We start from the raw sequence: 23,776 nt of genomic DNA, 5'->3' as shown, positions 1-23,776 counted from the left end.
CCCCGAGGAAACGACGGGAGAAAACTCTGCGCGGGTGGCGGAATAGGTAGACGCGCTAGCTTGAGGTGCTAGTGCCCGAATAGGGCGTGGGGGTTCAAGTCCCCCCTCGCGCACAGAGTCGAAATGGGTCCCGAAAGGGGCCCATTTCTCGTTTCCGGCCTCCCCGGCGCCGTCCTGCCGACCGGGTAGCGTGGGCGGCATGTCCGCTCCCGACGATCTGCCCGAGGTCGCCCGCGTCGCGCGCGACCTGATCCGGTTCGACACGACGAACTACGGCGAAGGGCGCGCGAACGGCGAACGGGAGGCCGCCGAGTACGTCGGCGCGTACCTCGAGTCTCTCGGCCTCACCCCGGAGTTCTACGAGCCGATCCCGCGCCGCACGAACGTCACCGCGCGGGTGCCGGGGCGAAACCCCGACAAGCCCGCTCTCGTCCTCCACGGCCACCTCGACGTCGTCCCCGCCGTGGCCGAGGACTGGAGCGTCGACCCCTTCGAAGGTGTCGTCAAGGACGGGATGCTGTGGGGTCGCGGCGCCGTCGACATGAAGGACATGGACGCCATGATCCTCACCTCGGTCGGCGACCTCCTGCGGGCGGGGGAGCAGCCCGAGCGCGACCTGATCCTGACCTTCTTCGCCGACGAGGAGAACGGCGGCGTCGAAGGCTCCCAGTTGGTGGTCCGGGACCGGGCCGAGTGGCTCGCCGGCGCATCCGAGGCGATCAGCGAGGTCGGCGGATACTCGATCGCCGTCGGCAACGAACGCGCGTACCTGCTGCAGGTCGGCGAGAAGGCGCTCGTCTGGATCCGGCTGCACGCGACCGGCCTCGCCGGGCACGGCAGCCGTCACCACCCCGACAACGCCGTCACGCGCCTCGCCGAGGCCGTCGCCGCTCTCGGCCGGACGGGATGGCCGATCGAACTCACCTCGACGACGCGCCAGCTCGTGGGCTCGCTCGCCGAGCTGTCGGGCACCCTGGCCGACGACCCCGACACCGTCGCCGACACGGCGGGCGCGGCATCCGCGTTCCTGCGCTCCACCTTCCGGACGACCACGAACCCGACCGGTCTCACCGCCGGTTACAAGCACAACGTGATCCCGGATGCCGCGATCGCCGCGATCGACATCCGCACCCTCCCCGGGCGCGAGGACGAGGTGCTCGCACAGGTGCAGCGGATCGTCGGCGACGACATCCGCATCGAGGTCGTGCACCGCGACATCGGACTCGAGGTGCCGTTCGCCGGGGACCTTGTCGACGCGATGGTCGGCGCCTTGGGCAGGCACGATCCGGGCGTACCGGTCATCCCGTACCTTATGGGGGGAGGGACCGACAACAAGGCCCTCGCCGAGCTCGGCATCGCCGGGTTCGGGTTCGCACCGCTGCGACTGCCCGCCGATCTCGATTTCACGGGGATGTTCCACGGTGTCGACGAGCGTGTCCCGATCGACGCGCTGGTGTTCGGGCAGCGTGTGCTCACCGATCTGATCCGCTCGTACTGAAAGGCCCCGCATGTCGATCCTCGAGGCCATCATCCTGGGCATCGTCCAGGGTCTGACCGAGTTCCTCCCGATCTCCTCGAGTGCGCACCTGCGCATCGTGGGGGAGTTCCTGCCCTCGGCCGAGGACCCGGGTGCGACGTTCACCGCCATCACGCAGATCGGCACCGAGCTCGCCGTCCTCGTGTACTTCTGGACCCGCATCGTGCGCATCATCGTCGCGTGGGCGAAGTCCCTCACGGGGCGTGTCCCGCGCAACGACCCGGACGCGCGGATGGGGTGGATCGTCATCATCGGCACGATCCCGATCGGCGTGCTCGGCTTCCTCTTCCAGGACGTGATCCGCGAGACGTTCCGCAACCTCTGGCTCGTCGCGATCGTCCTCATCGTGTTCGGCCTGATCCTCGGTGTCGCTGACGCCCTCGGGAAGCGCGACCGCACCGAGAAGGACCTGACGATGGGTCACGGACTGACCCTCGGCTTCGCCCAGGCGCTCGCCCTCATCCCCGGCGTCTCGCGCTCGGGTGCCACGACGACCGCCGGCCTGGCGCTCGGGTACACCCGTCCGGCCGCGGCGGAGGTCGCGTTCCTGCTGGCGGTGCCGGCCGTGTTCGGCAGCGGCCTCTACGAGCTGCTGCAGGCGATCCGCGAGCCCGGGCAGTCGCCGTTCACCCTGGGTGAGACCGCGGTCGCGACGGTCGTCTCGTTCGGCGTGGGTCTCGCGGTCATCGCCTACCTCATGCGATACCTCAAGCGCGGCAGCTTCCTGCCGTTCGTCCTCTACCGGGTCGTGCTGGGCGTCGTCCTGCTGATCCTGCTCGCCACCGGGGTGCTGCAGGCCTACTGAGCCCGCTCAGCGGCGCGGGTCGTCCTTCGGCCCGCGCGGCCCGTCGCCGCGGCGGCGCAGGTAGCGCTCGAACTCCTGCGCGATGGCGTCGCCCGACGCCTCGGGGGAGTCCCATGCGTCACGGGTCGTCTCGAGCTGGCGGATGTACTCCGTCATCTCCTCGTCGTCGGCCGCGGCGGCGTCGATCGACGCCTCCCACGCGAGCGCGTCCGCCGGCAACGTGCCGCGCGTGATGGTCGCGCCGGTGATCTCCTCGAGCTTGTCGAGGAGCGCGAGGGTGGCCTTGGGCGACGGCGTGTGTCCGCCGACGTAGTGGGGGATGCTCGCCCACAGACCGGCCGAGGGGATGCCGGCGGCCTCGCCGGCTGCGGCGAGCGCCGACAGGATGCCGACCGGACCTTCGTAGGTCGAGCGCTCGAGCCCGAGAGCCGAGCGCAACTCCTCGTTCTCGGATCCTGCGAACACCGAGATCGGGCGGGTGTGCGGGACGTCGCTCATCATCGATCCGAGGGCCACGATGCCGGTGATGTCCTCGCGCAGGGCGGCGTCGACGAACTCCGCCGCGAACGCCTGCCAGGCGCGGGCCGGCTCCGTCCCCGTCAGCAGCCAGAGGTCGGGGCCGTCCTCGCGCGGCGTCACGGGGCGCCAGAGGGTGGCGTCGGGCCAGACCAGGCGACGGGCACCGTCGGCATCCATCTGCATCTGCGGACGCGTGTACTGGTAGTCGAAGTACAGCTCCGGGTCGACGCCGAACGCCCTCTCGAACGTCCCGGACGAGCGCAGCTGTGCGACCGCGGCGGTGGCGGCCTCTCCGGCGTCGTTCCAGCCGTCGACGGCGATCACGAGCACCCGCTGTCCCAGTCCCTGCACGGACGTCCTCTCTGTCGGTACCCCCACGATACGCCGCCCGCCACCGGGCGGGCGGAAGCCCTCGCATAGCATTGACCGGTGACTTCCCCCCTTCCCGCCGCGGTCCTCTGGGACATGGACGGCACCCTCGTCGACACCGAGCCGTATTGGATGGCCGCCGAGACCCCGCTCGTCGAGCGCTTCGGCGGCACCTGGACGCACGAGGACGGTCTCGCCATGGTGGGCATGGGCCTCGAGGACGCGGCGCGCGTCCTGCAGGGCGCCGGTGTGCGCCTCGAGGTCGACGAGATCGTCGCCCACCTGACCGACGAGGTCATGCGCCGCCTGCGCGAGGACGGCGTGCCCTTCCGTCCCGGTGCTCGGGAGCTGCTCCGCGAGCTCCGCGAGCAGGGCGTGCCGACGGCCCTCGTCACCATGTCCATGAGTCGTATGGCGAGGGTCATCACCGAGCTCATCGACTTCGACGCGTTCGATCTCGTCATCGGCGGCGATGACGTCACCCACGCCAAGCCGCATCCTGCTCCGTACCTGCAGGCCTGTGCCGCGCTCGGGGTGGATCCCGCCGACACGGTCGCCTTCGAGGATTCGCTCACCGGCACCGCCTCCGCCATCGCCGCGGGCACGGTGACGGTCGGCATCCCGCACATGGTCCCGCTCGACGGGGTGGGGGCGCACGAGTTGTGGCCCACGCTCGACGGCCGGACCGTCGCCGACGTCGCCGACGTGCTCGCCCGCGTGCGCCAGGAGGTGGACGCGTGAGCGCCGACCTGCGGCCGAGCGGCCCGTTCCGGTTGGGTGACCGCGTCCAGCTCACCGGACCCAAGGGGCGCATGCACACCGTCACCCTGCGGGAGGGCGGCGAGCTCCACACGCACCACGGCGTGCTGCGCCACGAGGCGATCATCGGTCAGCCCGACGGCTCGGTCGTCGTGAACAGCGGCGGCCACGAGTACCTGGCGCTCCGTCCGCTGCTGCGCGACTTCGTCATGTCGATGCCGCGGGGCGCGGCGATCGTCTACCCGAAGGATGCCGCGCAGATCCTCGCCTCCGCCGACATCTTCCCCGGGGCGACCGTCGTCGAGGCCGGCGTCGGCTCGGGCGCGCTGTCGCTGTGGCTGCTCCGCGCGATCGGGCCCTCCGGTCGCCTGCTGTCGTTCGAGCGCCGCGAGGAGTTCTCCGAGGTCGCCGAGGCCAACGTCGAAACCTTCCTCGGGCACTACCCCGACTCGTGGCGGGTGGTCGTCGGCGACCTCGCCGAGCAACTGCCGCAGGCGACCGAGCCGGGGAGCGTCGACCGCGTCGTGCTCGACATGCTGGCGCCGTGGGAGTGCATCGACGTCGTGGCCGAGGCGCTCACCCCGGGCGGCGTCGTGCTCTGCTACATCGCGACGGCGACCCAGCTCAGCCGGGTTGCCGAGTACATCCGGCATTCGGGCCTGTTCACCGAGCCCGAGGCGACCGAGACGATGGTGCGGGGGTGGCACGTCGAGGGTCTCGCCGTGCGTCCGGACCACCGCATGGTCGCGCACACCGGGTTCCTCCTCACCGCCCGTCGCCTGGCCCCCGGTGCGATGCCGCCCGATGTGCGCAAGCGCGCGCTGAAGAAGCCGTCGTACGCCGACGAGGACGTCGAGGCATGGACCCCCGGCGCCGTGGGCGACCGCGAGATCACGGACAAGAACCTCCGCAAGCGGGTGCGCGACGCCCAGCGCGCCGTCGAGGGCGCCCGGCAGGCTGCCGAGGACCGCTCCGGCGAGACCGTAGACTGATCCAATGCGTCAGATCCCCGCTGCCGTGGCCGTGCTCGGCCTGACCGCCCTGGCCCTCGTCGGGTGCGCCCCCACCGGTCCGGCAGACGCCGGCTGCGAGCGCGTCACCGCGCCCGCCTCGTCCCTCGACCTCGTCGATGTGACGGATGCCGAGGCGGCACCGGCGGCCACCACCACCGACCCGGTCTACGTCACGAAGACCTCGTTCACCGACATCGCGACCGGCTCGGGCACCCCGATCACGACGAGCGAGCAGGACGTCCAGCTGGGGATCACGCTCCTCGACGGCGCGACAGGTCAGACGGTACTGTCCGCGCCCACCCGCCTCGTCCAGGTGAGCGTCCTCGAGCAGACGTTCCCGACGATCGAGAAGATCCTCGACTGCGCCCGCCCGGGCTCGCGGATCGTCTCGGCCATCCCGGCGAAGGACCTGAACCCCGACCTCGTGAGCCAGATCGGCCTGAGCGAGGAGCAGGCGGCCGTGGTCGTCATCGACGTGAACACGGTCTTCCTCCCGGCGGCGAACGGCGTGCCGCAGTACGTCGACGGCAGCAACATCCCCACCGTCGTCCTCGCCCCCGACGGCACCCCGGGCATCATCGTCCCCGACGCGGTCGCGCCGAAGGACCTGATCATCAAGACGCTCAAGAAGGGCGACGGCGAGAAGCTCACCGCCGACTCGACGCCGCGCGTCAACTACACCGGTGTGCTCTGGAACACCGGAGAGGTGTTCGATTCCACGTGGGAGAAGGGCTCCCCGGCGACGCTGTCGCTGGACAGCGTCGTCCCCGGCTTCCAGAAGGCGCTGGAGGGTCAGACCGTGGGGTCGCAGGTGCTCGCGGTCATCCCTCCCGACCAGGCCTACGGCGACACGGCCTCGGGTTCCGTCCCCGCGAACTCGACGCTCGTCTTCGTGATCGACATCCTCGGGATCGACACGAGCGACGACGCCACCACGGCGACACAGTGAGCCCGCGCGGGGCCGGCGACCGGTCCCGCGCCTAGGATTGCCGTGTGCCCACCGATCCGATCCGCAGCGCGCCCGAGGAACGGCTCGTCAACCTCGTCGTCGCGTTGCTCGCGACGGAGCAAGGGCTGACGAAGGACACGATCCTCGCGTCCGTCTCGGGCTACCGCGAGCAAGGGGCGGCGGGTGCGTCGAAGGACGCGCTCGAGAAGATGTTCGAACGCGACAAGGACAGCCTGCGCTCGCTCGGCGTTCCGATCGAGACGATCGGTGACTACGCCGACCCCGACGACCTCCGCGAGGCGCGGTACCGGATCCCGACGGCCGAGTACTCCCTGCCGGTCGACATCGACTTCACCCCGGCCGAGATCGCGGTGCTCAACCTGGCCAGCGGCGTCTGGGGCGAGAGCTCCATGTCGGCGTCGGCGCGCAGCGGTCTGCGCAAGATCCAGGCGCTCGGCATCGAGGTCGACGCCCCCATCATCGGCTACGCCCCGCGCATCAGCCTGCGCGAGCCGTCCTTCTCACCGCTGCAGCGCGCGATCGAGCAGGGGCGGGTCGTCGAGTTCGACTACGTCAAGGGCGGATCGGATGCCGCGCACCGCCGCCGTGTGCAGCCGTGGGCGCTCGTCGAGTACGAGGGTCGGTGGCACGTGTACGGCTTCGATCTGCTGCAGGACGCCGAGCGCACCTTCCTGCTGACCCGCATCTCCTCGGACGTCGTCGTCACCCGGACCTCGTTCGATCTCTCGCTGCGCGAGGGCGCGGGCGACAAGGCGATCGCCGGGCTCGAGGCGGTCGCCCGTCGTCAGCGCGCGCTCGTCCAGGTCGAGCCGGGGACCGAGGCCGCGGTGCGCTTGAACCGTCGCGCGGTCGCCGCCGACGACACCGGATGCCGGGTGCCCTACGTCGACGCGCAGATCTTCGCCGACGAGCTCGCGTCGTACGGGCCCGAGGTCCGGGTGATCGAGCCGGTCGAGCTGGCCGACCTCGTCGTCGCGCGCCTCCGCCGCGCCCGCGACCTGCACGCGGAGGCCGCCGGATGAGCGCGCAACCGTTGGTCGCGACCGACCGCGCCTCCCTGATCCTTCAGCTCGTGCCGTACCTGATCTCGAAGGGCGAGGTCACCGTCGAGGACGCCGCACGGGACTTCGATGTCGCGCCCGACGAGATGCGCTCGATGGTCGAGAAGCTGACCGTCATCGGCCTGCCGGGCGACGGCGGCTTCTGGCAGATGGCGAACGACCTCTTCGACATCGACTGGGATCTGCTCGACGAGCAGGACACCATCTCGATCACGAACGCCGTCGGGCTCGAGCGCACGCCGCGGCTGACCGCCCGCGAGGCGGCCGCCCTGCTGGCGGGCCTGCAGCTCGCGGCGAGCCTTCCGGGAGTGGGGGACAGCGGCGTCGTCCAGGGGCTCCTCGCCAAGCTCGCCGCCGGCGCGTCGAGTGCTCCGGCTGAGGTGATCGTCGCCACCCCCGTCGTCGACGACGTCCGCACCACGGTCGCGGCGGCCGTCCAGCAGGGCGTCGCCGTCTCGTTCGAGTACCGGGCTCCGGATGCGCCGGTGACCACCCGCACGGTCGACCCCGTCAAGGTCCACATCGCCGACGGCCAGTGGTACCTGCAGGGCTGGTGCCACCTGCGGCAGGCCGTGCGCACGTTCCACCTCGACCGGGTCTCCGAGGTCGTCCTCACCGACATCCCGAGCACGCACGGCGCGGACCCGCTGCCGGGCCTGTTCGAACCGACCGAGTCCGATGTGATCGTCGAGCTCCGCTGCCGCAAGGACGTCGTTCCGCTGCTCGGCGAGTTCGCGGCGCGCGCCGTCGTGCGGGGCAAGGGCGATGTCCGGTCGGTCCGTCTGCGGGTCGGTGACGAGCGCAGCCTGAAGCGACTGGCCGCGCGTCTCGGGGGCGACGTCGAGGTCGTCTCGCCCGACACCGCGCGGGAAGCGGCGCGGGCGTGGGCCGAGGCGGGGCTCGCGCAGTACACCTGAGGACCGGCCGCTTCCGGGCGGTTAGACTGGAACGACTTCAACCCCGAGGAGCTTTCATGGGCGGTCTGCAGGGCTGGCATCTTCTCATCGTCTTGGCGGTGATCCTTCTTCTGTTCGGTGCGGCCAAACTGCCGGCGCTGGCGAAGAGCGTCGGTCAGTCGGCGCGTGTCTTCAAGGGCGAGATGAAGGCGATGAAGGAGGAGGACGGGCCGGCTGAGACGCCGAACCACCAGGCTCCTCCGGCGCCGTCCTCGGTCACCCCGCTGACGCCGCCGCCCGCGCAGGGTCCACCGCAGGGCCCCGCATCCTGATTCAGTGACGACCACCGAACGGGACGCCGCGCGAGACGACGCCCCTTACCGGGACAAGCGGATGTCGCTCGGCGACCATCTGCGAGAGTTCCGCAAACGGCTGCTGATCGCTGCCGCGGCGCTCGTCGTGGGGATGATCGTCTCCTTCATCCTGACGGACGGCATCATCTGGGCGATGACGGAGCCCATCCGCATCGTCGCCGAGCGTCGAGGTGACGAGGATGCCGTCACCCTCATGTTCGCAACGGTGACATCCGCCTTCGACCTCCGCATCCGCATCTCCTTCGCCGTCGGCCTGCTCATCTCTGCGCCTGTCTGGCTGTGGCAGATCTGGGCCTTCCTGATGCCCGGGCTGACGCGGAAGGAGATCCGTTACACGATCGGGTTCGTCGCTGCCGCCGTGCCGCTGTTCTTCGCAGGCACCTTCACGGGCTGGCTGATCCTTCCGCACCTCGTCGAGCTGATGGCCGGCTTCACGCCCGTCGGCGCGTCCAACTTCTACGACGCGAAGTACTACTACGACTTCGTGTTCAAACTCCTCCTCGTCGTGGGCGTCGCCTACGTGACCCCGGTGTTCCTCGTCGCCTTGAACCTCGCCGGCGTCATGACCGGCCGCGAGATCATCAAGGGCTGGCGCGTGGCGATCGTCATCGCGACGGTGTTCGCCGGAGCCGCCACCCCCGCAGCCGACGTCGTCAGCATGCTCATCCTCGCGGGCATCCTGACGGTGCTCTTCTTCGCCGCCGCCGGACTCTCGATGCTCTTCGATCGCCGCAAACGCAAGCGCGACGAGGCGCTCCTCGGTCCGGTCGCATGACGGACCCCTCGGCACGCTACGCCCGCGCGCAGTCGGAGCGCCGGCATCCGATCTCCGCATCCTTCGCGTCCCTGCAGCGGTTCGACCTCGACCCGTTCCAGATCGAGGGCTGTCACGCGCTCGAAGAGGGGAGGAGCGTGCTCGTCGCCGCCCCGACGGGTGCAGGCAAGACGATCGTCGGCGAGTTCGCCATCCACCTCGCGATGCGGGAACCGGGCGACAAGGCCTTCTACACGACGCCGATGAAGGCGCTGTCGAACCAGAAGTTCCGCGAGCTGCAGGAGGTCTACGGCGAGGGCGAGGTCGGCTTGCTCACCGGCGACACGAACATCAACGGGAACGCGCGCGTCGTGGTCATGACCACCGAAGTGCTCCGGAACATGCTCTACGCCGACTCGCCGGCCCTGCGCGGACTCCGCTACGTCGTGATGGACGAGGTGCACTACCTCGCCGACCGATTCCGCGGACCGGTGTGGGAGGAGGTCATCCTCCATCTGCCGCCCGCTGTGCGCCTCGTCTCCCTGTCGGCGACGGTCTCGAACGCCGAGGAATTCGGCGACTGGCTCGACACGGTCCGCGGCGACACCGCCGTGATCGTCTCCGAGACCCGTCCCGTTCCGCTCGAGCAGCACGTCCTCGTGCGCGGCGACCTCCTGCCGCTGTTCGACGACCGCGCCGGCGTCGCCACCGCACAGGTGAACCAGGAGCTCACCCGCATCCGCTCACCCAAGGGTGCCCTTTACGAGAACAATCGCCGCGCCATGGAGTACCGCTCACGCGGCGACCAGGAGAGGCGCCGCCCGCACCGGGGCGGTAAGCGTCCCGTACGACCGTCGACGGCGATGCGGATCGAGCGGATGGACCGTCCGCAGGTCGTCGAGCTGCTGGGTCGCTCCAACCTGCTGCCCGCCATCTTCTTCATCTTCAGTCGGGTCGGATGCGACGCCGCGGTGCAGCAGGTCCGGCGCGCGGGTGTGCGGCTGACCGACACCGCGGAGCGCGACGAGATCCGCTGGATCATCGACGAGCGGATGCGGGCGCTCCAAGACGAGGACCTCGGCGTCCTCGGTTACTGGGAGTGGCGCGACAACCTCGAGCGGGGGATCGCGTCCCACCACGCGGGTCTGCTGCCCGCGTTCAAGGAGGTCGTCGAGGAGCTGTTCCAGCGCAAACTCGTGAAGGTGGTCTTCGCGACCGAGACCCTGGCGCTCGGGATCAACATGCCCGCCCGGACCGTCGTGCTCGAGAAGCTCGAGAAGTTCAACGGCGAGGCGCGGGTCGCGATCACGTCGGGCGAGTACACACAGCTCACCGGGCGGGCGGGCCGGCGCGGCATCGACGTCGAGGGGCACGCGGTCGTCCAGTGGACCGAGTCGCTCGACCCGCAGGCGGTGGCGGCGCTCGCGTCGCGCCGCACGTACCCGCTCAACTCGAGCTTCCGGCCGACGTACAACATGGCGGTCAACCTGATCGACCAGTTCGGCCGGCCGCGCGCGAGAGAGATCCTCGAGTCCTCGTTCGCGCAGTTCCAGGCAGACCGCGCCGTCGTGGGCCTCGCCCGGCAGGTGAAGGAGGCCGAGGCGTCCCTCGCGGGCTACGAGAAGTCGATGACGTGCGACCGCGGCGATTTCGCCGAGTACTCCGGTATCCGGCGCGACCTCAGTGACGCCGAGAAGCTCAATCGCGCCGATCGGACGGCGCCCGCCCGCATCCGTCAGCAGCGCCAGAACGAGATCCAGTCGCTGCGCCGCCGGATGCAGCGGCACCCCTGCCACGGCTGCCACGATCGCGAGAACCACGCCCGCTGGGCCGAGCGGTACTGGAAGCTGCGTCGGCGCACCGATCGCACGCGCCGCGACATCGAGACCCGCACCGGCACCGTCGCGCGGATCTTCGACCGCATCATCGACGTGCTGGCCGAGCTGGACTACGTCGCCTTCGACGACGACGGCGCGGCCACGCTGACGGCGGCGGGGCGCACGATGCGCCGTATCTACGGCGAACGCGATCTGCTGGTCGCGGAGTCCCTGCGCCGCGGGCTGTGGCGCGAGCTCGACCCCGCCGGCCTCGCCGCCCTCGCCTGCTGCCTCGTCTACGAGCCGCGCCGCGACGAGGCGGGGGAGTACCGCCTGCCGCGCGGACCGTTCCGCGAGGCCCTCACGAAGACGCAGGACCTCTGGAGCCGACTCGACGATCTCGAACAGGCCCACCACCTACCGGGCACCGAGGCGATCGCGACGGGCCTCGCGCAGGCCATGAACTCCTGGGCACGCGGAGCGTCGCTCGACGTCGTCCTCACCGAGGCGGACATGGCGGCCGGCGACTTCGTCCGGTGGACGAAGCAGACGATCGACCTGCTCGACCAGCTGTCGATCGTGGCGGATGCCGATGTCGCGACGACCGCGCGGAAGGCCCTCGACGCCGTGCGACGGGGCATCGTCGCCTACAGCTCGGTGTGACGCCTGGCCGGGTGCGGCCCGGCTGACAACACGATCGCCCTCCCGCACGGCCTGCGGCCGAACGTGAGGGCGATGGAGGGGATGACGGGAATCGAACCCGCGTAATCAGTTTGGAAGACTGAGGCTCTACCATTGAGCTACATCCCCGTCGGCGCCGCGATGAGCGCCTCGACGAGTGTACCCGACATGGTCGGCTAGACTGACCAACGGCCGTTTTTCGGCGCTCGCCAGCGTGCGCGCCCGGGGCGTAGCTCAGCTTGGTAGAGCGCCCGCTTTGGGAGCGGGAGGCCGCAGGTTCAAATCCTGTCGCCCCGACCAACGGCCCCACGAACCCAGATCACCGAACGGACGCGCGCGTGCGCGGCCGGACAAGGAGAACGACAGGCATGGTCACCAGCACCGTCGAGCAGCTCACCCCCACCCGGGTGAAGCTCCACATCACGGTCACCCCGGAGGAGCTCAAGCCGAGCATCTCCCACGCGTACGAGCACATCGCGCAGGACGTCCAGATCCCCGGCTTCCGCAAGGGCAAGGTCCCCGCGCCGATCATCGACCAGCGCATCGGGCGCGAGGCCGTCCTCGAGCACGCCGTCAGCGAGGGGCTCGACGCGTTCTACCGCGAGGCCGTCACGGCCAACGAGGTGCGCATCGTCGGCCGCCCGGCCGCCGAGATCGTCGAGTGGCCGAGCACGAAGGACTTCTCCGGCGACCTCAAGGTCGAGGTCGAGGTGGACGTCCGCCCCGAGTTCGAGCTGCCCTCCTACGACGACATCACGATCGAGGTCGACGCCGTCGAGACCGACGAGGCCGCCGTCAACGCCGAGCTCGACAAGCTCCGCAGCCGCTTCGGCACGCTCGTGACCGTCGACCGTCCCGCCAAGGCCGGCGACTTCGTCGAGCTCGACCTCGTCGCCACGATCGACGGCGCCGAGATCGACCGCGCCGAGGGCGTGTCCTACGAAGTCGGCTCGGGCGAGCTGCTCGAGGGCATCGACGAGGCCGTCGAGTCGCTCACCGCCGGTGAGGACACCACGTTCCGCTCGAAGCTCGTCGGCGGCGACCACGCCGGTGAAGAGGCCGAGGTCGCCGTGACGGTCAAGGCCGTCAAGGAGCGCGAGCTCCCCGAGGCCGACGACGACTTCGCGCAGGTCGCCTCCGAGTTCGACACGATCGCCGAGCTCCGCGAGAGCCTCGTCGAGCGTGTCTCGGAGCAGGCCGTCTTCACGCAGGGCTCGGCCGCGCGCGACAAGCTCGTCGAGGCCCTCATCGAGAAGGCCGACATCCCCGTCCCCGCCAAGCTGGTCGAGGACGAGGTCCACGCCCACCTCGAGGGCGAGGGTCGCCTGGAGGACGACGTGCACCGCGCCGAGGTCACCGAGGCGAGCGAGAAGCAGTTCCGCACGCAGATGATCCTCGACAAGATCGCCGAGAAGCACGAGGTGCAGGTCTCCCAGGAGGAGCTCACCCAGTACCTCATCCAGTCGTCGGCGCAGTACGGCATGTCGCCGCAGGACTTCGTCAACGCGCTGCAGGAGGGCAACCAGATCCCGCTCATGGTCGGTGAGGTCGCCCGCAACAAGGCCCTGGCGATCGCGCTCGGCAAGGTGAACGTCGTCGACACCAACGGCAAGAAGGTCGACCTGGCCGGCTTCGCCGCCGAGGACGAGGACGCCGCTGAGGAGGCAGCCGACGAGAAGCCGGCCGCCGAGAAGGCGCCTGCCACGAAGGCTCCGGCGAAGAAGGCTCCGGCCAAGAAGACCGCCGCCGACAAGGCGGATGCCGCCGACGAGGCAGCCGAGGAGAAGCCGGCCGCCAAGAAGGCTCCGGCCCGCAAGCCGGCCGCCAAGAAGGCCGACGCGGACGCCGCCGAGGCGCCCGCCAAGAAGGCTCCCGCCAAGCGCGCTACCAAGAAGGCCGCCGACGCGGAGTGATCGTTTCGAAGGGCGGCGGGTGCCTCACGGCCCCGCCGCCCTTCGGCGTCTCCGGGCAACGTCCGCGGGCCGCGCGCGGCTGGATGCCCGCCCCGGTATGCCCACGGCGAACACGGGCGAGGCGCTCGGGACGCGCCACTAGATTCGAAGCACGAACACGAATCCAGGAGAGCATCCATGGCTGAACCCCTTATGGCGACCAGTGTCTTCGACCGGCTGCTGAAGGACCGAATCATCTGGCTCGGTTCCGAGGTGCGCGACGAGAACGCGAACGAGATCTGCGCCAAGATCCTGCTGCTCGCGGCCGAGGATTCCGAGAAGGACATCTACCTCTACATCAACTCGCCCGGTGGCTCGATCACCGCCGGCATGGCGATCTACGACACGATGCAGTTCGTGCCGAACGACATCGTCACCGTCGGCATCGGCATGGCCGCCTCGATGGGTCAGCTCCTGCTGACCAGCGGCACGAAGGGCAAGCGCTACATCACGCCCAACGCCCGTGTGCTGCTGCACCAGCCCCACGGTGGCTTCGGCGGTACGGCCAGCGACATCCAGACCCAGGCCCAGCTGATCATCTCGATGAAGAACCGTCTCGCGGAGATCACGTCCGCGCAGACCGGCAAGTCCGTCGAGCAGATCAACGCCGACGGCGACCGCGACCGCTGGTTCACGGCCGAGGAAGCCCTCGAGTACGGCTTCGTCGACCACATCCGCGAACACGCCGCCGACGTCGCCGGCGGTGGCGGGACCGAGAACTGATCGCCCGGAGGACGAAGAGAATGCACACCCCCACTTTCGGTCGCCCGCAGGGCGTCGCCATGCCCTCGAGCCGCTACATCCTGCCGCAGTTCGAAGAGCGCACCGCGTACGGCTACAAGCGCCAGGACCCGTACAACAAGCTGTTCGAGGACCGCGTCATCTTCCTGGGCGTCCAGGTCGACGACGCGTCCGCGGACGACGTGATGGCGCAGCTGCTGGTTCTCGAGTCGATGGACCCCGACCGCGACATCATCATGTACATCAACTCGCCCGGTGGCTCGTTCACGGCCATGACGGCGATCTACGACACGATGCAGTACATCTCGCCCCAGGTGTCTACGGTCGTCCTCGGACAGGCGGCCTCGGCGGCATCCGTCCTGCTGGCCGCGGGTGCCACCGGCAAGCGTCTCGCGTTGCCGAACGCCCGCATCCTCATGCACCAGCCGGCCGTCGGCGAGGCCGGTCACGGGCAGGCGTCGGACATCGAGATCCAGGCGGCGGAGATCCTCCGCATGCGCACCTGGCTCGAGGAGACGATGGCCCGTCACACCAACCGCACCGTCGAGCAGGTCAACAAGGACATCGACCGCGACAAGATCCTCTCGGCCCAGGAGGCGCTCGAGTACGGCATCGTCGACCAGGTCCTGACCTCGCGCAAGCGCACCCCCGCCGCCATCACCGCGTGATGCCGGCACCCGACGCCCCGCCGATCCGTCGGCGGGGCGTCGTCGTCCACACTCGCGTCGCAATCCACCCCGTGCCCGGATCTGCGATTAGGCTCATCTCCACCGGCACGAGATCCTGAGGGGGACACCATGGCACGCATCGGTGAGAGCGCCGACCTGTTCAAGTGTTCCTTCTGCGGCAAGAGCCAGAAGCAGGTCCAGCAGCTGATCGCCGGCCCCGGCGTCTACATCTGCGACGAGTGCGTCGAGCTCTGCAACGAGATCATCGAAGAGCGCATGGCCGAGTCCGGCGACGGCGAAGTCAAGGACTTCGACCTCCCCAAGCCGCGCGAGATCTTCAGCTTCCTCGAGGAGTACGTCGTCGGTCAGGACTCCGCCAAGCGCGCCCTCGCCGTCGCCGTCTACAACCACTACAAGCGCGTCCGCGCCCGCAGCACGATCCAGTCCGCCGAGCAGCGCGCCGACGAGGTCGAGATCGCCAAGAGCAACATCCTGCTGCTGGGACCGACCGGATGCGGCAAGACGTACCTCGCGCAGACGCTCGCCAAGCGGCTGAACGTCCCCTTCGCGGTGGCGGATGCGACAGCCCTCACCGAGGCCGGCTACGTCGGCGAGGACGTCGAGAACATCCTCCTCAAGCTGCTGCAGGCCGCCGACTTCGACGTCAAGCGCGCCGAGACGGGCATCATCTACATCGACGAGGTCGACAAGATCGCCCGCAAGGCCGAGAACCCGTCGATCACCCGTGACGTCTCGGGTGAGGGTGTCCAGCAGGCACTGCTGAAGATCCTCGAGGGCACCGTCGCCTCGGTGCCGCCGCAGGGCGGTCGCAAGCACCCGCACCAGGAGTTCATCCAGATCGACACGACGAACGTCCTGTTCATCGTGGCGGGCGCCTTCGCGGGGCTCGAGGACATCATCTCGTCGCGTGTCGGCAAGCACGGCGTCGGCTTCGGCGCTCCGCTGCAGGACAAGGAGCAGGAGCTGGACGTCTTCCGCGACGTCCTCCCCGAGGACCTGCACAAGTTCGGCCTCATCCCCGAGTTCATCGGCCGCCTGCCCGTCGTCACGACGGTGTCGCCTCTCGACCAGACCGCGCTCATCGAGATCCTCACCGGCCCCAAGAACGCGTTCGTCAAGCAGTACCAGCGGATGTTCGAGCTGGACGGTGTCGAGCTCGAGTTCGAGGACGACGCGCTCCGCGCCGTCGCCGATCTCGCCGTCGCCCGCAAGACCGGCGCCCGCGGTCTCCGTGCCATCCTCGAAGACGTCCTCGGTCCGATCATGTTCGAGATCCCCTCCGCGGAGGACGTCGACAAGGTCGTCGTCACCCGCGCCGCCGTCCAGGACGGCGCGCCCCCCACCCTGGTGCTGCGTCAGAAGCGCAAGAGCGCCTGACGCGCGCCGATGTCGTAGGTCGGGGGTAGCGTCCCCGTCATGGGACGCATCCTGTACGACACCGCCACGACGGCCAACGGATTCATCGCCGACGAGGAGAACTCCCTCGCTTGGCTGTTCGCCGTCGAGAACGGCGAGACCCCGGACGACGCTCTCCTGCCGTCCGGGGCGACCGTGCTCGTCGAGGGATCGACGACCTACGAATGGGTGCTGGCGGAGTCCGACATCCTCGCCCACCCCGAGCGGTGGACGCAGTTCCACGGCGAGCGTCCGACGTTCGTGTTCACGACGCGGGAGCTGCCGCGACCCGCGGGCGCCGACATCCGCTTCGTCAGGGGACCGGTGGCATCCGTCCTTCCCGACATCCGTGAGGCCGCCGGCGACGGCGACGTCTGGATCGTCGGCGGGGGAGACCTCGCCGGTCAGTTCCTCGACGTCGGCGCGCTCGACGAGGTCGCCGTGTCGGTCGCGCCCGTCTTCCTCACCGGCGGCGCACCGCTGTTGCCGCGCCGACTCGAGTCCGACCGCCTGCGGCTCGTGTCGGCCGAGGCGGTCGGACAGTTCGCGCGACTCGTCTACCGCGTCGGCTCGGCGGCGGACTGAGCCCGGTCAGCCCGTGAGACCGCGGCGCTCGAGCAGCGGCTCGATCCGCGCGTCGCGACCGCGGAAGTCGCGGTAGGCCTCGAGCGGGTCCTTCGACCCGCCCACACCGAGCAGGCGATCGCGGAACCGGTCGCCGTTCGCACGGGTGAGGCCGCCGTTCTCGCGGAACCATTCGACCGTGTCAGCGTCGAGGACCTCGCTCCAGATGTAGGAGTAGTAGCCCGCGCTGTACCCGCCAGAGAAGACGTGGGCGAAGTAGGTCGACGAGTAGCGGGTCGGGACAGCGGGATTGTCGAGTCCGATGTCTGCGAGAGCGGTCGCCTCGAAGGAGTCGACGTCGATCTCGGATGCCGTGTCCTCGACATCGAGGCTGTGCCACGCCTGATCGATCCACGACGCGGCCAGGTACTCGCTGGTCGCGAAGCCCTGGTTGAAGGCCTCCGATTCGCGCAGCTTCGCGACGACCTCCGCCGGGAGCGGCTCATCGGTGTCGATGTGGCGGGCGTACGAGGCCAGGATCTCGGGCCAGAAGATCCACATCTCGTTGACCTGGCTCGGGAACTCGACGAAGTCTCGGAAGACCGCCGTGCCGGCGAAGTGCGGGTAGGTCACCGTCGCGAACAGTCCGTGCAGCGCGTGACCGAATTCGTGGAAGAGCGTCGTGACCTCGTCGAGGGTCAGCAGCGTGGGGCTGCCGGGCGCGGGCTGCGGCACGTTGAGGTTGTTCACGACGATCGGCGCCGTGCCGCGCAGGGCGGACTGCGAGAGGATCGAGTTCATCCACGCCCCGCCGCGCTTCGAGTCGCGGGTGTACAGGTCGAGGATGTACAGCCCGAGGTGCGAGCCGTCCTCGTTCCGGACCTCGAACACGCGCGCGCCGGGGTGGTAGGCGGGCAGATCGGGGCGCTCGGTGAAGGTGATGCCGTACAGGTCGGTAGCCGCGCGGAACACGCCGTCGACGAGCACGCGTTCGGCCTCGAACCAGGGCCGCAGCGCGGTGCGGTCGAGGTCGTACCGTGCGGCGCGGACCCGCTCGGTGTAGAACGCCCAGTCGTGCGCGGCGAGGTCGAATCCACCGCCGTCGCGGTTGATGATCTCCTGCAGTGCCGCCTGCTCCTGGCGGGCGTTCTCCGCCGCCGGCACCGCGAGGCGGCGCAGCAGCGCGTGCACCGCCTCGGGCGAACCGGCCGTCTCATCGGCGGTGACGTACGCCGCGTGCGAGTCGTACCCGAGCACCCGGGCGCGCTCCGCGCGCAGCCGGACGATCTCGGTGAGGACCGCGCGGTTGTCGTTCTCGTTGCCGCGTCGCCCTCGCGAGCGGGAGGCGGTCATCAGCTTCTCGCGACTCGCGCGGGACGTGAGCGAGGAGAGGTAGGGATGCCCCGTGAACAGCGTCAGCGTGACGACGAACTTCCCGTCGAGGCCGCGATCGGCGGCGTTGCGTGCCGCAGCCGACAGTTCGCCGTCGGTGAGGCCGTCGAGTTCCGCGGCGTCGTCGAACACGACGGCGAGGTCGTTGGTGTCGGCGAGGAGGTTCTTCTCGAAGGTCGTCGTCAGGACGGAGAGCTGCTGGTTGAGCTCTGTGAGGACGGTCTTGTCGGCCTCGTCGAGTCCCGCGCCCGCGTTCGTCATCTCGCGGTGGGTGCGCTCCACGAGGTAGCGGTCCTCTCCGGTGAGGCCGAGGTCGTCGAGCTGCGCGTGGACCGCGGCGACCCGCGCGTACAGGCGGGCGTCGAGGGTGACGGCGTCCTGGTGCGCGGCCATGAGCGGCGCGAGCTGCTCGTCGATCTCCTGGATCTCGGCCGTCGCGTCGGCGGAGCTGACGGTGTAGAAGGTGCGTGCGACGCGTCCCAGCAGCTCGCCGGAGCGCTCGAGGGCGACGAGCGTGTTCTCGAACGTGGGCGCCTCCGTCGAGGCCGCGATGGCCTCGATCTCGGCGCGGTGGGCCGCGAACGCCTGCTCGAAAGCGGGTAAGTAGTGCTCGGGGCGGATGCGGGGGTAATCCGGCAGATCGAACGGGAGAGGGGAGGGCGAGAGGAGCGGGTTGGCAGCGGCATCCGTCATCGTCCCAGCGTACGTCGCGGTCGGAAACCGCAACGCGCAAAGCAACCGTTGCAAAGAAAAACTTGCAAAGCAACCAATGCAAAGGTACCTTTGCATCATGACCGAACAGCGACAGGTGCGCGAAGACCGCAAATTGGATGCCGGGGCCCTCCGTGCCCTCGCGCATCCGCTGCGTGTGCAGCTCTTCGACATCCTGTCGCAGTACGGCCCCCAGACGGCGAGTTCGCTCGCCGAGCGCACGGGGGAGTCCTCGGGGGCGACGAGCTACCACCTGCGGGCGCTGGCCAAACAGGACCTCATCCGCGAGATCCCCGACCGCGGTTCGGCGCGGGAGCGGTGGTGGGAGCGTGCGGACAAGTCCGTCTCCTTCGACAGCCCCGAGGCCCTCGCGTCGCCGGCCATCCGGTCGGCCACGCAGCTCATCATGAACGAGTTCCTCGGTCGCCGGCACCAGCAGTTGATGCGTCACGTCAGCGAGGGCATCGCGTCGCCCGACAAGGAGGACGACGCCGCGATGATCTCCACCGCGAACATCCACCTCACGCGCGATGACGCCATGGCGCTCATCGAGCGTCTGTCCGCCGTCGTCGACGAGGCCGTCGCCGGTGCCCGCGGGCGCGAAGAAGAGCCCGACCGACTGCCGTTCACCATCCGGGTGGACGTGTTCCAGCTTCCCGAGGACGGAAATGGACGATGACCACGATCACCATTCCTGCGCTGGACGTCGCCGCGCGTCCGACCCGGCTCGAGGCGGCACTGCTCGCGGCGTCGGCCTCGGTGCAGCGCGCCGTGGCCGCACGGATGATGCGCCGCGCCGAGCAGGCACTGACGCAGTCAGCCGCCGACGAGCACGTCGAGCGCACCCGCGCCGACGTCGCCGCGCACCTCGCGCGTCACCCGCGCGGCTGAGCCTGCGTCAGGCCATTCCGTCGTCGTCGAGATGACCGACGACGATCTCGCCCTCGCGGTCCACACGCACGATGACCCCTGTCTCGAGCTCCGCGACCGGGCGTCCCTCGAGCCAGGTCAGCGTCCATCGTGGGCGGGGCTGGCCGAGCGGATCCTGGTCGATCGTAGCGTCCACGGCCGCGATCTGCTCTCGCAGGATCTCCGGCACGGCGGACGGCGGCTGGTCGCCGCTGGTCCAACGGGTTCCGAGCTGCATGTCAGGCCTCCTGCGGGGTGAGGACGATGTCGCCGACCGACACCGTGTCGCCGGTCGCGTACGAGACCTGCGCGATGCGTCCGACGGCGGCCAGGTCGCCCTCGGCCGAGCGGATGGCGTCGAGTGCGGCATCCGGTCCCGTGATGGTCAGCGACGCGACCGGCGTCTTCTGCGAGGCCTTCGCCTCGGTCTTCGCGCGGCGCACGCTGATGAGCGCTTCGCCCACCGTCCGCAGCACGGCCGGGTCACCCTCGATGCCGAGCGGTTCGGGCCACGAGGCGGTGTGCACCGACCCCTCCTCGAACCACGACCAGGCCTCCTCCGCGGCGAACGAGAGCACCGGCGCGAGCAGACGCAGGAGCGTCGACAGGGCCATGCGGAGCGCGAGCGCTGCCGACGCCTGACCGGCGTCGGCCTGGTTGTACGCACGCTCCTTGACGAGCTCGAGGTAGTCGTCGCAGAAGGTCCAGAAGAACGCCTCGGTGACTTCCAGCGCGCGGGCGTGGTCGAAGGCGTCGAACGCCTTCGTCGCGTCGCGCACCACCTGATCGAGGGTCGCGAGCATCGACGCGTCGAGCGCGTGCGTGATGCGGGCGTCCTCGGGGACCGGGAACGACAGGACGAACTTCGCCGCGTTCAGGACCTTGATCGCCAGGCGGCGGCCGATCTTGACCTGCGTCGGGTTCTGCGGGTCGAAGGCGGCGTCGGCGCCGAGACGGCTCGAGGCCGCCCAGTAGCGCACAGCATCCGTGCCGTGGGCGTCGAGGATGTCGGCGGGCGTCACCACGTTGCCCTTGGACTTCGACATCTTCTTGCGGTCGGGGTCGACGATGAAGCCGGAGATGGCGGCATCCGTCCACGGCGCCCGGCCGTCCTCGAGCACCGAACGCACCATGGTCGAGAAGAGCCACGTGCGGATGATGTCCTGGCCCTGCGGGCGCACGTCGAACGGGGCGACGAGGTTCCACAGCTCCTCATCGCGCTGCCATCCGCCGGCGAGCTGCGGGGTCAGCGACGAGGTCGCCCAGGTGTCGAAGATGTCGCGCTCGGCGTCGAAGCCGCCGGGCACGCCGCGCTGGTCCTCGGTGTAGCCGTCGGGCACGTCGGTGGTGGGGTCGACGGGCAGGCGCGACGCGTCGGGCGTCAGGACGCGGTCGTAGTCCCGCTCGCCGTTCTCGTCGAGGCCGTACCAGACCGGGATCGGCACACCGAAGAAGCGCTGACGCGACACGAGCCAGTCGCCGGTGAGACCGTTCGTCCAGTTCTCGTAGCGCACCCGCATGAAGTCGGGGTGCCAGCCCATGCTGCGCCCCATCTCGATGAGCTTCTCGCGCAGGTCGGCGTCGCGCGCCCCATTGCGGAGGTACCACTGACGGGTCGAGACGATCTCGAGGGGGCGGTCGCCCTTCTCGTAGAACTTCACGGGGTGCGTGAACGGCTTCGACACCTCGAGCAGCTCACCGGACTCCTCCAGCAGCTCGACGATGCGCTTCTTGGCGCTGAACACCGTCTTACCGGCGAGTTCCGCGTAGGCCGCCTTCGCGGCATCCGTCACGAGCACGTCGGGAGCCTCGTCGATGATCCGACCGTCGCGGCCGAGGATCGTGCGGTTGGGCAGGTCGAGCTCGCGCCACCAGATGATGTCGGTCACGTCGCCGAAGGTGCAGATCATGGCGATGCCCGTGCCCTTGTCCTTCACCGCGAGGGGGTGGGGGAGGACCGGCACCTCGACGTCGAACAGCGGGGTGCGCACGGTGGAGCCGAAGTACGGCTGGTAGCGCTCGTCGTCGGGGTTCGCCACGAGTGCCACGCACGCGGGGAGCAGCTCGGGCCGCGTCGTCTCGATGTGGATGTCGCCCGAACCGTCGATCTTGTGGAAGGCGACGCGGTGGTACGAGGCCTGCTGGTCCCGGTCCTCGAGTTCGGCCTGCGCGATGGCGGAGCGGAAGTCGATGTCCCAGAGGGTGGGCGCCATCGCCTGGTAGGCCTCGCCGCGCTCGAGGTTGCGGAGGAAGGCGAGCTGGCTCGTGCGGATCGTGTCGTCCGAGATGGTGCGGTAGGTCTGCGTCCAGTCCACCGACAGGCCGAGCTTGCGGAACAGGTCCTCGAACTGCTTCTCGTCCTCGATCGTCAGCTCCTCGCAGAGCTCGATGAAGTTCCGTCGGCTGATCGGCACCTGGTCGGCCGGCTTCAGGCTCTTCGCGTCACCGCGGAACGGCGGCGTGAAGTCCGGATCGTAGGGGAGCGACGTGTCGCAGCGCACGCCGTAGTAGTTCTGCACGCGACGCTCGGTCGGCAGACCGTTGTCGTCCCAGCCCATCGGGTAGAACACCGTCTTGCCGCGCATGCGCTCGTAGCGCACCTTCACGTCGGTGTGGGTGTAGCTGAACACGTGACCGATGTGGAGCGAGCCCGATGCCGTCGGGGGAGGCGTGTCGATCGAGAAGACGCCCGCGCGTCCCTTCGCCTTGGCCGCGTCGCGGTCGAACAGGTAGGTGCCGGCGTCGGACCACGCGGCATCCCACTTCTGCTCGAGGCCTTCCAGGGCGGGCTTGTCGGGAATGTGCGCATTCGTCATGGTGGGGCTCCTCGAGCGATATGTGCGGCACTGTGTGAGCGTGCCTGAGTGTGGGTGCCGAGCCAGTCTACCGCCGGGGCGTCCGCCGGACGGGTGACGCTTCGCGAGGAGACGGAGGTTATCGAGGAGCGGATGCCGGGATCCGCCCCTCGGGACGCGCCATCTCCTCGCGAACCTCCGCACAGCGGCGCACCGCACGCGCCGCGGCCGGCGTCAGCGGGTCAGAACGCGGCCTCGATCGTCTCGTTGCCGTCGATGATCTCGCGCACCGGGTCGCTCGTGAACGCGTCGATGAGCGCCGCGGTGGAGGCGGCATCCGCGTCCTCCTCGGGGACGACCAGCTGCAGGGCGAAGCGGTCGTCGAGCTCGGTAAGCAGCCCGTCGTCCTGCGGGGTGAGGCCGAGGGCGGCGATGTGGGACGGCCACTGGAAGACCAGGTCGGCCTCGTCGTACGCCGTGTTGAGCTGGTTGATCTGGAGCTCGAGGAACCGCAGGTCCTTCGGGTTCTCGGCGATGTCGTCCACGGTCGCCTCGTACGGGTCGACGCCCTCGGCGAGGGTGATGATCTTCGCGTCGGCGAGCATCTTCAGCGCACGGCCGGTGTTGGAGGCGTCGTTCGGAATGGCGACGGTCGCCCCCTGGGGCAGGTCGGCGATGTCGTCGATCGTCTTCGAGTAGAACGCGATCGTGAAGTTGTAGATCGGCTGGACCGCTGTCAGCGACGCGTCATTCGCGGCGTTGAACTCCTGCATGTAGGGCTCGTGCTGCGAGAAGTTCGCGTCGATGTCGCCGGCGGCGAGCATCTTGTTGATCGTGACGTAGTCGGCGACCTCGACGAGCTCGATGGTGTAGCCGTCCTCGATCTCGTCGGCGGCGCCCTCGACGATGTCGGTCATGGGGGAGGTGACGGCGCCGACCCGCAGCGTCTGCACCTGCTCATCGCCCGGTGCGGCGGGTGAGGCGCAGCCGGCCAGGAGGGCGACGGCGGCGGCCGTGAGGGCGGCGGCGAGGGTGAGGCGGCGAGGGGACATGGTGCTCCTTGTGGGATGGGG

The 23,776-nt window shown here is 69.6% G+C and carries 21 protein-coding genes, 3 tRNA genes and 1 pseudogene; 19 read left to right on the top strand and 6 right to left on the bottom strand.

The window, feature by feature from the left end; translation table 11 throughout:
* The first annotated feature begins 28 nt into the window (after nt 1-28).
* From AB0P29_RS10490 to AB0P29_RS10480, 3 genes are all read left to right on the top strand, one after another.
* Nucleotides 29-113: transfer RNA gene (locus tag AB0P29_RS10490), tRNA-Leu, on the top strand.
* Nucleotides 114-199: 86 nt separating this feature from the next.
* Nucleotides 200-1,498: a M20/M25/M40 family metallo-hydrolase gene (locus AB0P29_RS10485; protein ID WP_363379695.1), complete on the top strand. Its 1,299-nt coding sequence runs from the start codon at nt 200-202 to the stop codon at nt 1,496-1,498.
* Nucleotides 1,499-1,508: 10 nt separating this feature from the next.
* Entirely contained in the window at nt 1,509-2,342 is an 834-nt protein-coding gene (locus AB0P29_RS10480) for an undecaprenyl-diphosphate phosphatase (RefSeq protein ID WP_363379694.1), read from the top strand.
* Nucleotides 2,343-2,348: 6 nt separating this feature from the next.
* On the opposite strand, the gene AB0P29_RS10475 is transcribed toward AB0P29_RS10480, so the two are convergent.
* Complete coding sequence (locus AB0P29_RS10475; protein WP_253034911.1) at nt 2,349-3,212, bottom strand: PAC2 family protein; 864 nt, start codon at nt 3,210-3,212, stop codon at nt 2,349-2,351.
* A 78-nt stretch (nt 3,213-3,290) separates the two neighbouring features.
* Here AB0P29_RS10475 and AB0P29_RS10470 point away from each other — a divergent pair, with 78 nt between their 5' ends.
* The 8 genes from AB0P29_RS10470 to AB0P29_RS10435 all read left to right on the top strand — a co-directional run bounded on the left by AB0P29_RS10470 (nt 3,291) and on the right by AB0P29_RS10435 (nt 11,537).
* Complete coding sequence (locus tag AB0P29_RS10470; protein ID WP_064002246.1) at nt 3,291-3,971, top strand: HAD family phosphatase; 681 nt, start codon at nt 3,291-3,293, stop codon at nt 3,969-3,971.
* Nucleotides 3,968-4,981, top strand: a complete 1,014-nt coding sequence (locus tag AB0P29_RS10465; RefSeq protein ID WP_253034909.1) for a tRNA (adenine-N1)-methyltransferase — start codon at nt 3,968-3,970, stop codon at nt 4,979-4,981. Before AB0P29_RS10470 ends, AB0P29_RS10465 begins: the two co-directional genes overlap by 4 nt.
* Nucleotides 4,982-4,985: 4 nt before the next feature.
* Nucleotides 4,986-5,951 carry an FKBP-type peptidyl-prolyl cis-trans isomerase gene (locus AB0P29_RS10460; RefSeq protein ID WP_363379693.1) on the top strand — a complete coding sequence of 322 codons (966 nt, stop codon included), beginning with the start codon at nt 4,986-4,988 and terminating at the stop codon, nt 5,949-5,951.
* Nucleotides 5,952-5,995: 44 nt separating this feature from the next.
* Nucleotides 5,996-6,994 carry a WYL domain-containing protein gene (locus AB0P29_RS10455; protein WP_363379691.1) on the top strand — a complete coding sequence of 333 codons (999 nt, stop codon included), beginning with the start codon at nt 5,996-5,998 and terminating at the stop codon, nt 6,992-6,994.
* Complete coding sequence (locus AB0P29_RS10450; protein WP_363379690.1) at nt 6,991-7,950, top strand: WYL domain-containing protein; 960 nt, start codon at nt 6,991-6,993, stop codon at nt 7,948-7,950. Before AB0P29_RS10455 ends, AB0P29_RS10450 begins: the two co-directional genes overlap by 4 nt.
* A 56-nt stretch (nt 7,951-8,006) precedes the next feature.
* Nucleotides 8,007-8,261: a Sec-independent protein translocase subunit TatA gene (tatA, locus tag AB0P29_RS10445; RefSeq protein WP_217531510.1), complete on the top strand. Its 255-nt coding sequence runs from the start codon at nt 8,007-8,009 to the stop codon at nt 8,259-8,261.
* Nucleotides 8,262-8,322: 61 nt separating this feature from the next.
* A complete protein-coding gene (gene tatC, locus AB0P29_RS10440; RefSeq protein ID WP_217531542.1) occupies nt 8,323-9,078 on the top strand; it encodes a twin-arginine translocase subunit TatC in 756 nt (251 codons plus the stop codon).
* A complete protein-coding gene (locus AB0P29_RS10435) occupies nt 9,075-11,537 on the top strand; it encodes a DEAD/DEAH box helicase (RefSeq protein ID WP_363379689.1) in 2,463 nt (820 codons plus the stop codon). The genes tatC and AB0P29_RS10435 overlap by 4 nt, the downstream gene beginning before the upstream one ends.
* Before the next feature lie 73 nt (nt 11,538-11,610).
* Here AB0P29_RS10435 and AB0P29_RS10430 read toward each other — a convergent pair.
* Nucleotides 11,611-11,684: transfer RNA gene (locus AB0P29_RS10430), tRNA-Gly, on the bottom strand.
* A gap of 94 nt (nt 11,685-11,778) precedes the next feature.
* On the opposite strand from AB0P29_RS10430, the gene AB0P29_RS10425 reads away from it, so the two are divergent.
* From AB0P29_RS10425 to AB0P29_RS10400, 6 genes and pseudogenes are all read left to right on the top strand, one after another.
* Nucleotides 11,779-11,855, top strand: a tRNA-Pro gene (locus tag AB0P29_RS10425).
* A 68-nt stretch (nt 11,856-11,923) separates the two neighbouring features.
* Complete coding sequence (gene tig / locus AB0P29_RS10420; protein ID WP_363379687.1) at nt 11,924-13,468, top strand: trigger factor; 1,545 nt, start codon at nt 11,924-11,926, stop codon at nt 13,466-13,468.
* A 171-nt stretch (nt 13,469-13,639) separates the two neighbouring features.
* Nucleotides 13,640-14,230, top strand: a pseudogene (locus AB0P29_RS10415) (ATP-dependent Clp protease proteolytic subunit); the annotation flags it as partial.
* Between the two features lie 20 nt (nt 14,231-14,250).
* Complete coding sequence (locus AB0P29_RS10410) at nt 14,251-14,916, top strand: ATP-dependent Clp protease proteolytic subunit (RefSeq protein ID WP_064002237.1); 666 nt, start codon at nt 14,251-14,253, stop codon at nt 14,914-14,916.
* Between the two features lie 129 nt (nt 14,917-15,045).
* Nucleotides 15,046-16,314 carry an ATP-dependent Clp protease ATP-binding subunit ClpX gene (gene clpX / locus AB0P29_RS10405; protein WP_064002236.1) on the top strand — a complete coding sequence of 423 codons (1,269 nt, stop codon included), beginning with the start codon at nt 15,046-15,048 and terminating at the stop codon, nt 16,312-16,314.
* Between the two features lie 39 nt (nt 16,315-16,353).
* Nucleotides 16,354-16,917 (top strand): dihydrofolate reductase family protein, encoded by a 564-nt coding sequence (locus AB0P29_RS10400; protein WP_363379686.1) that lies wholly within the window; start codon nt 16,354-16,356, stop codon nt 16,915-16,917.
* 6 nt (nt 16,918-16,923) lie between these two features.
* Here the strand turns inward: AB0P29_RS10400 and AB0P29_RS10395 are convergent, their stop codons facing one another.
* Nucleotides 16,924-18,981 (bottom strand): M3 family metallopeptidase, encoded by a 2,058-nt coding sequence (locus AB0P29_RS10395; protein WP_363379685.1) that lies wholly within the window; start codon nt 18,979-18,981, stop codon nt 16,924-16,926.
* A gap of 97 nt (nt 18,982-19,078) precedes the next feature.
* Here AB0P29_RS10395 and AB0P29_RS10390 point away from each other — a divergent pair, with 97 nt between their 5' ends.
* The gene (locus tag AB0P29_RS10390) at nt 19,079-19,678 is read left to right on the top strand and encodes a helix-turn-helix domain-containing protein (protein ID WP_363379684.1); all 600 of its coding nucleotides are present in this window, start codon (nt 19,079-19,081) and stop codon (nt 19,676-19,678) included.
* Nucleotides 19,675-19,890: a hypothetical protein gene (locus AB0P29_RS10385; protein ID WP_311283611.1), complete on the top strand. Its 216-nt coding sequence runs from the start codon at nt 19,675-19,677 to the stop codon at nt 19,888-19,890. Before AB0P29_RS10390 ends, AB0P29_RS10385 begins: the two co-directional genes overlap by 4 nt.
* A gap of 7 nt (nt 19,891-19,897) precedes the next feature.
* Here AB0P29_RS10385 and AB0P29_RS10380 read toward each other — a convergent pair whose 3' ends face one another.
* The 3 genes from AB0P29_RS10380 to AB0P29_RS10370 all read right to left on the bottom strand — a co-directional run bounded on the left by AB0P29_RS10380 (nt 19,898) and on the right by AB0P29_RS10370 (nt 23,755).
* Nucleotides 19,898-20,146, bottom strand: coding sequence for a hypothetical protein (locus AB0P29_RS10380; protein ID WP_363379682.1), 249 nt, complete (start codon nt 20,144-20,146; stop codon nt 19,898-19,900).
* Nucleotide 20,147: 1 nt separating this feature from the next.
* Complete coding sequence (gene valS, locus AB0P29_RS10375) at nt 20,148-22,724, bottom strand: valine--tRNA ligase (protein WP_363379681.1); 2,577 nt, start codon at nt 22,722-22,724, stop codon at nt 20,148-20,150.
* Nucleotides 22,725-22,945: 221 nt separating this feature from the next.
* Entirely contained in the window at nt 22,946-23,755 is an 810-nt protein-coding gene (locus AB0P29_RS10370; RefSeq protein ID WP_363379680.1) for a MetQ/NlpA family ABC transporter substrate-binding protein, read from the bottom strand.
* Nucleotides 23,756-23,776: the final 21 nt, after the last annotated feature.

This window comes from Microbacterium sp. NPDC080220 (assembly GCF_040686395.1).
GTDB classification, from domain to species: Bacteria; Actinomycetota; Actinomycetes; order Actinomycetales; family Microbacteriaceae; genus Microbacterium; species Microbacterium gawkjiense.
The sequence above is the reverse complement of the archived record's forward strand: the minus strand, read 5'-3'. Positions and strand labels throughout refer to the sequence as shown.

What these genes read in the sequence shown, in the direction of transcription:
- AB0P29_RS10485 (WP_363379695.1), top strand. Translation starts at nt 200, where the DNA reads ATGTCCGCTCCCGACGATCTGCCCGAGGTCGCCCGCGTCGCGCGCGAC.
- AB0P29_RS10480 (WP_363379694.1), top strand. Translation starts at nt 1,509, where the DNA reads ATGTCGATCCTCGAGGCCATCATCCTGGGCATCGTCCAGGGTCTGACC.
- AB0P29_RS10460 (WP_363379693.1), top strand. Translation starts at nt 4,986, where the DNA reads ATGCGTCAGATCCCCGCTGCCGTGGCCGTGCTCGGCCTGACCGCCCTG.
- AB0P29_RS10450 (WP_363379690.1), top strand. Translation starts at nt 6,991, where the DNA reads ATGAGCGCGCAACCGTTGGTCGCGACCGACCGCGCCTCCCTGATCCTT.
- tatA (WP_217531510.1), top strand. Translation starts at nt 8,007, where the DNA reads ATGGGCGGTCTGCAGGGCTGGCATCTTCTCATCGTCTTGGCGGTGATC.
- tatC (WP_217531542.1), top strand. Translation starts at nt 8,323, where the DNA reads ATGTCGCTCGGCGACCATCTGCGAGAGTTCCGCAAACGGCTGCTGATC.
- AB0P29_RS10435 (WP_363379689.1), top strand. Translation starts at nt 9,075, where the DNA reads ATGACGGACCCCTCGGCACGCTACGCCCGCGCGCAGTCGGAGCGCCGG.
- tig (WP_363379687.1), top strand. Translation starts at nt 11,924, where the DNA reads ATGGTCACCAGCACCGTCGAGCAGCTCACCCCCACCCGGGTGAAGCTC.
- AB0P29_RS10410 (WP_064002237.1), top strand. Translation starts at nt 14,251, where the DNA reads ATGCACACCCCCACTTTCGGTCGCCCGCAGGGCGTCGCCATGCCCTCG.
- clpX (WP_064002236.1), top strand. Translation starts at nt 15,046, where the DNA reads ATGGCACGCATCGGTGAGAGCGCCGACCTGTTCAAGTGTTCCTTCTGC.
- AB0P29_RS10400 (WP_363379686.1), top strand. Translation starts at nt 16,354, where the DNA reads ATGGGACGCATCCTGTACGACACCGCCACGACGGCCAACGGATTCATC.
- AB0P29_RS10395 (WP_363379685.1), bottom strand. Translation starts at nt 18,981, where the DNA reads ATGACGGATGCCGCTGCCAACCCGCTCCTCTCGCCCTCCCCTCTCCCG.
- AB0P29_RS10390 (WP_363379684.1), top strand. Translation starts at nt 19,079, where the DNA reads ATGACCGAACAGCGACAGGTGCGCGAAGACCGCAAATTGGATGCCGGG.
- AB0P29_RS10385 (WP_311283611.1), top strand. Translation starts at nt 19,675, where the DNA reads ATGACCACGATCACCATTCCTGCGCTGGACGTCGCCGCGCGTCCGACC.
- AB0P29_RS10380 (WP_363379682.1), bottom strand. Translation starts at nt 20,146, where the DNA reads ATGCAGCTCGGAACCCGTTGGACCAGCGGCGACCAGCCGCCGTCCGCC.
- valS (WP_363379681.1), bottom strand. Translation starts at nt 22,724, where the DNA reads ATGACGAATGCGCACATTCCCGACAAGCCCGCCCTGGAAGGCCTCGAG.
- AB0P29_RS10370 (WP_363379680.1), bottom strand. Translation starts at nt 23,755, where the DNA reads ATGTCCCCTCGCCGCCTCACCCTCGCCGCCGCCCTCACGGCCGCCGCC.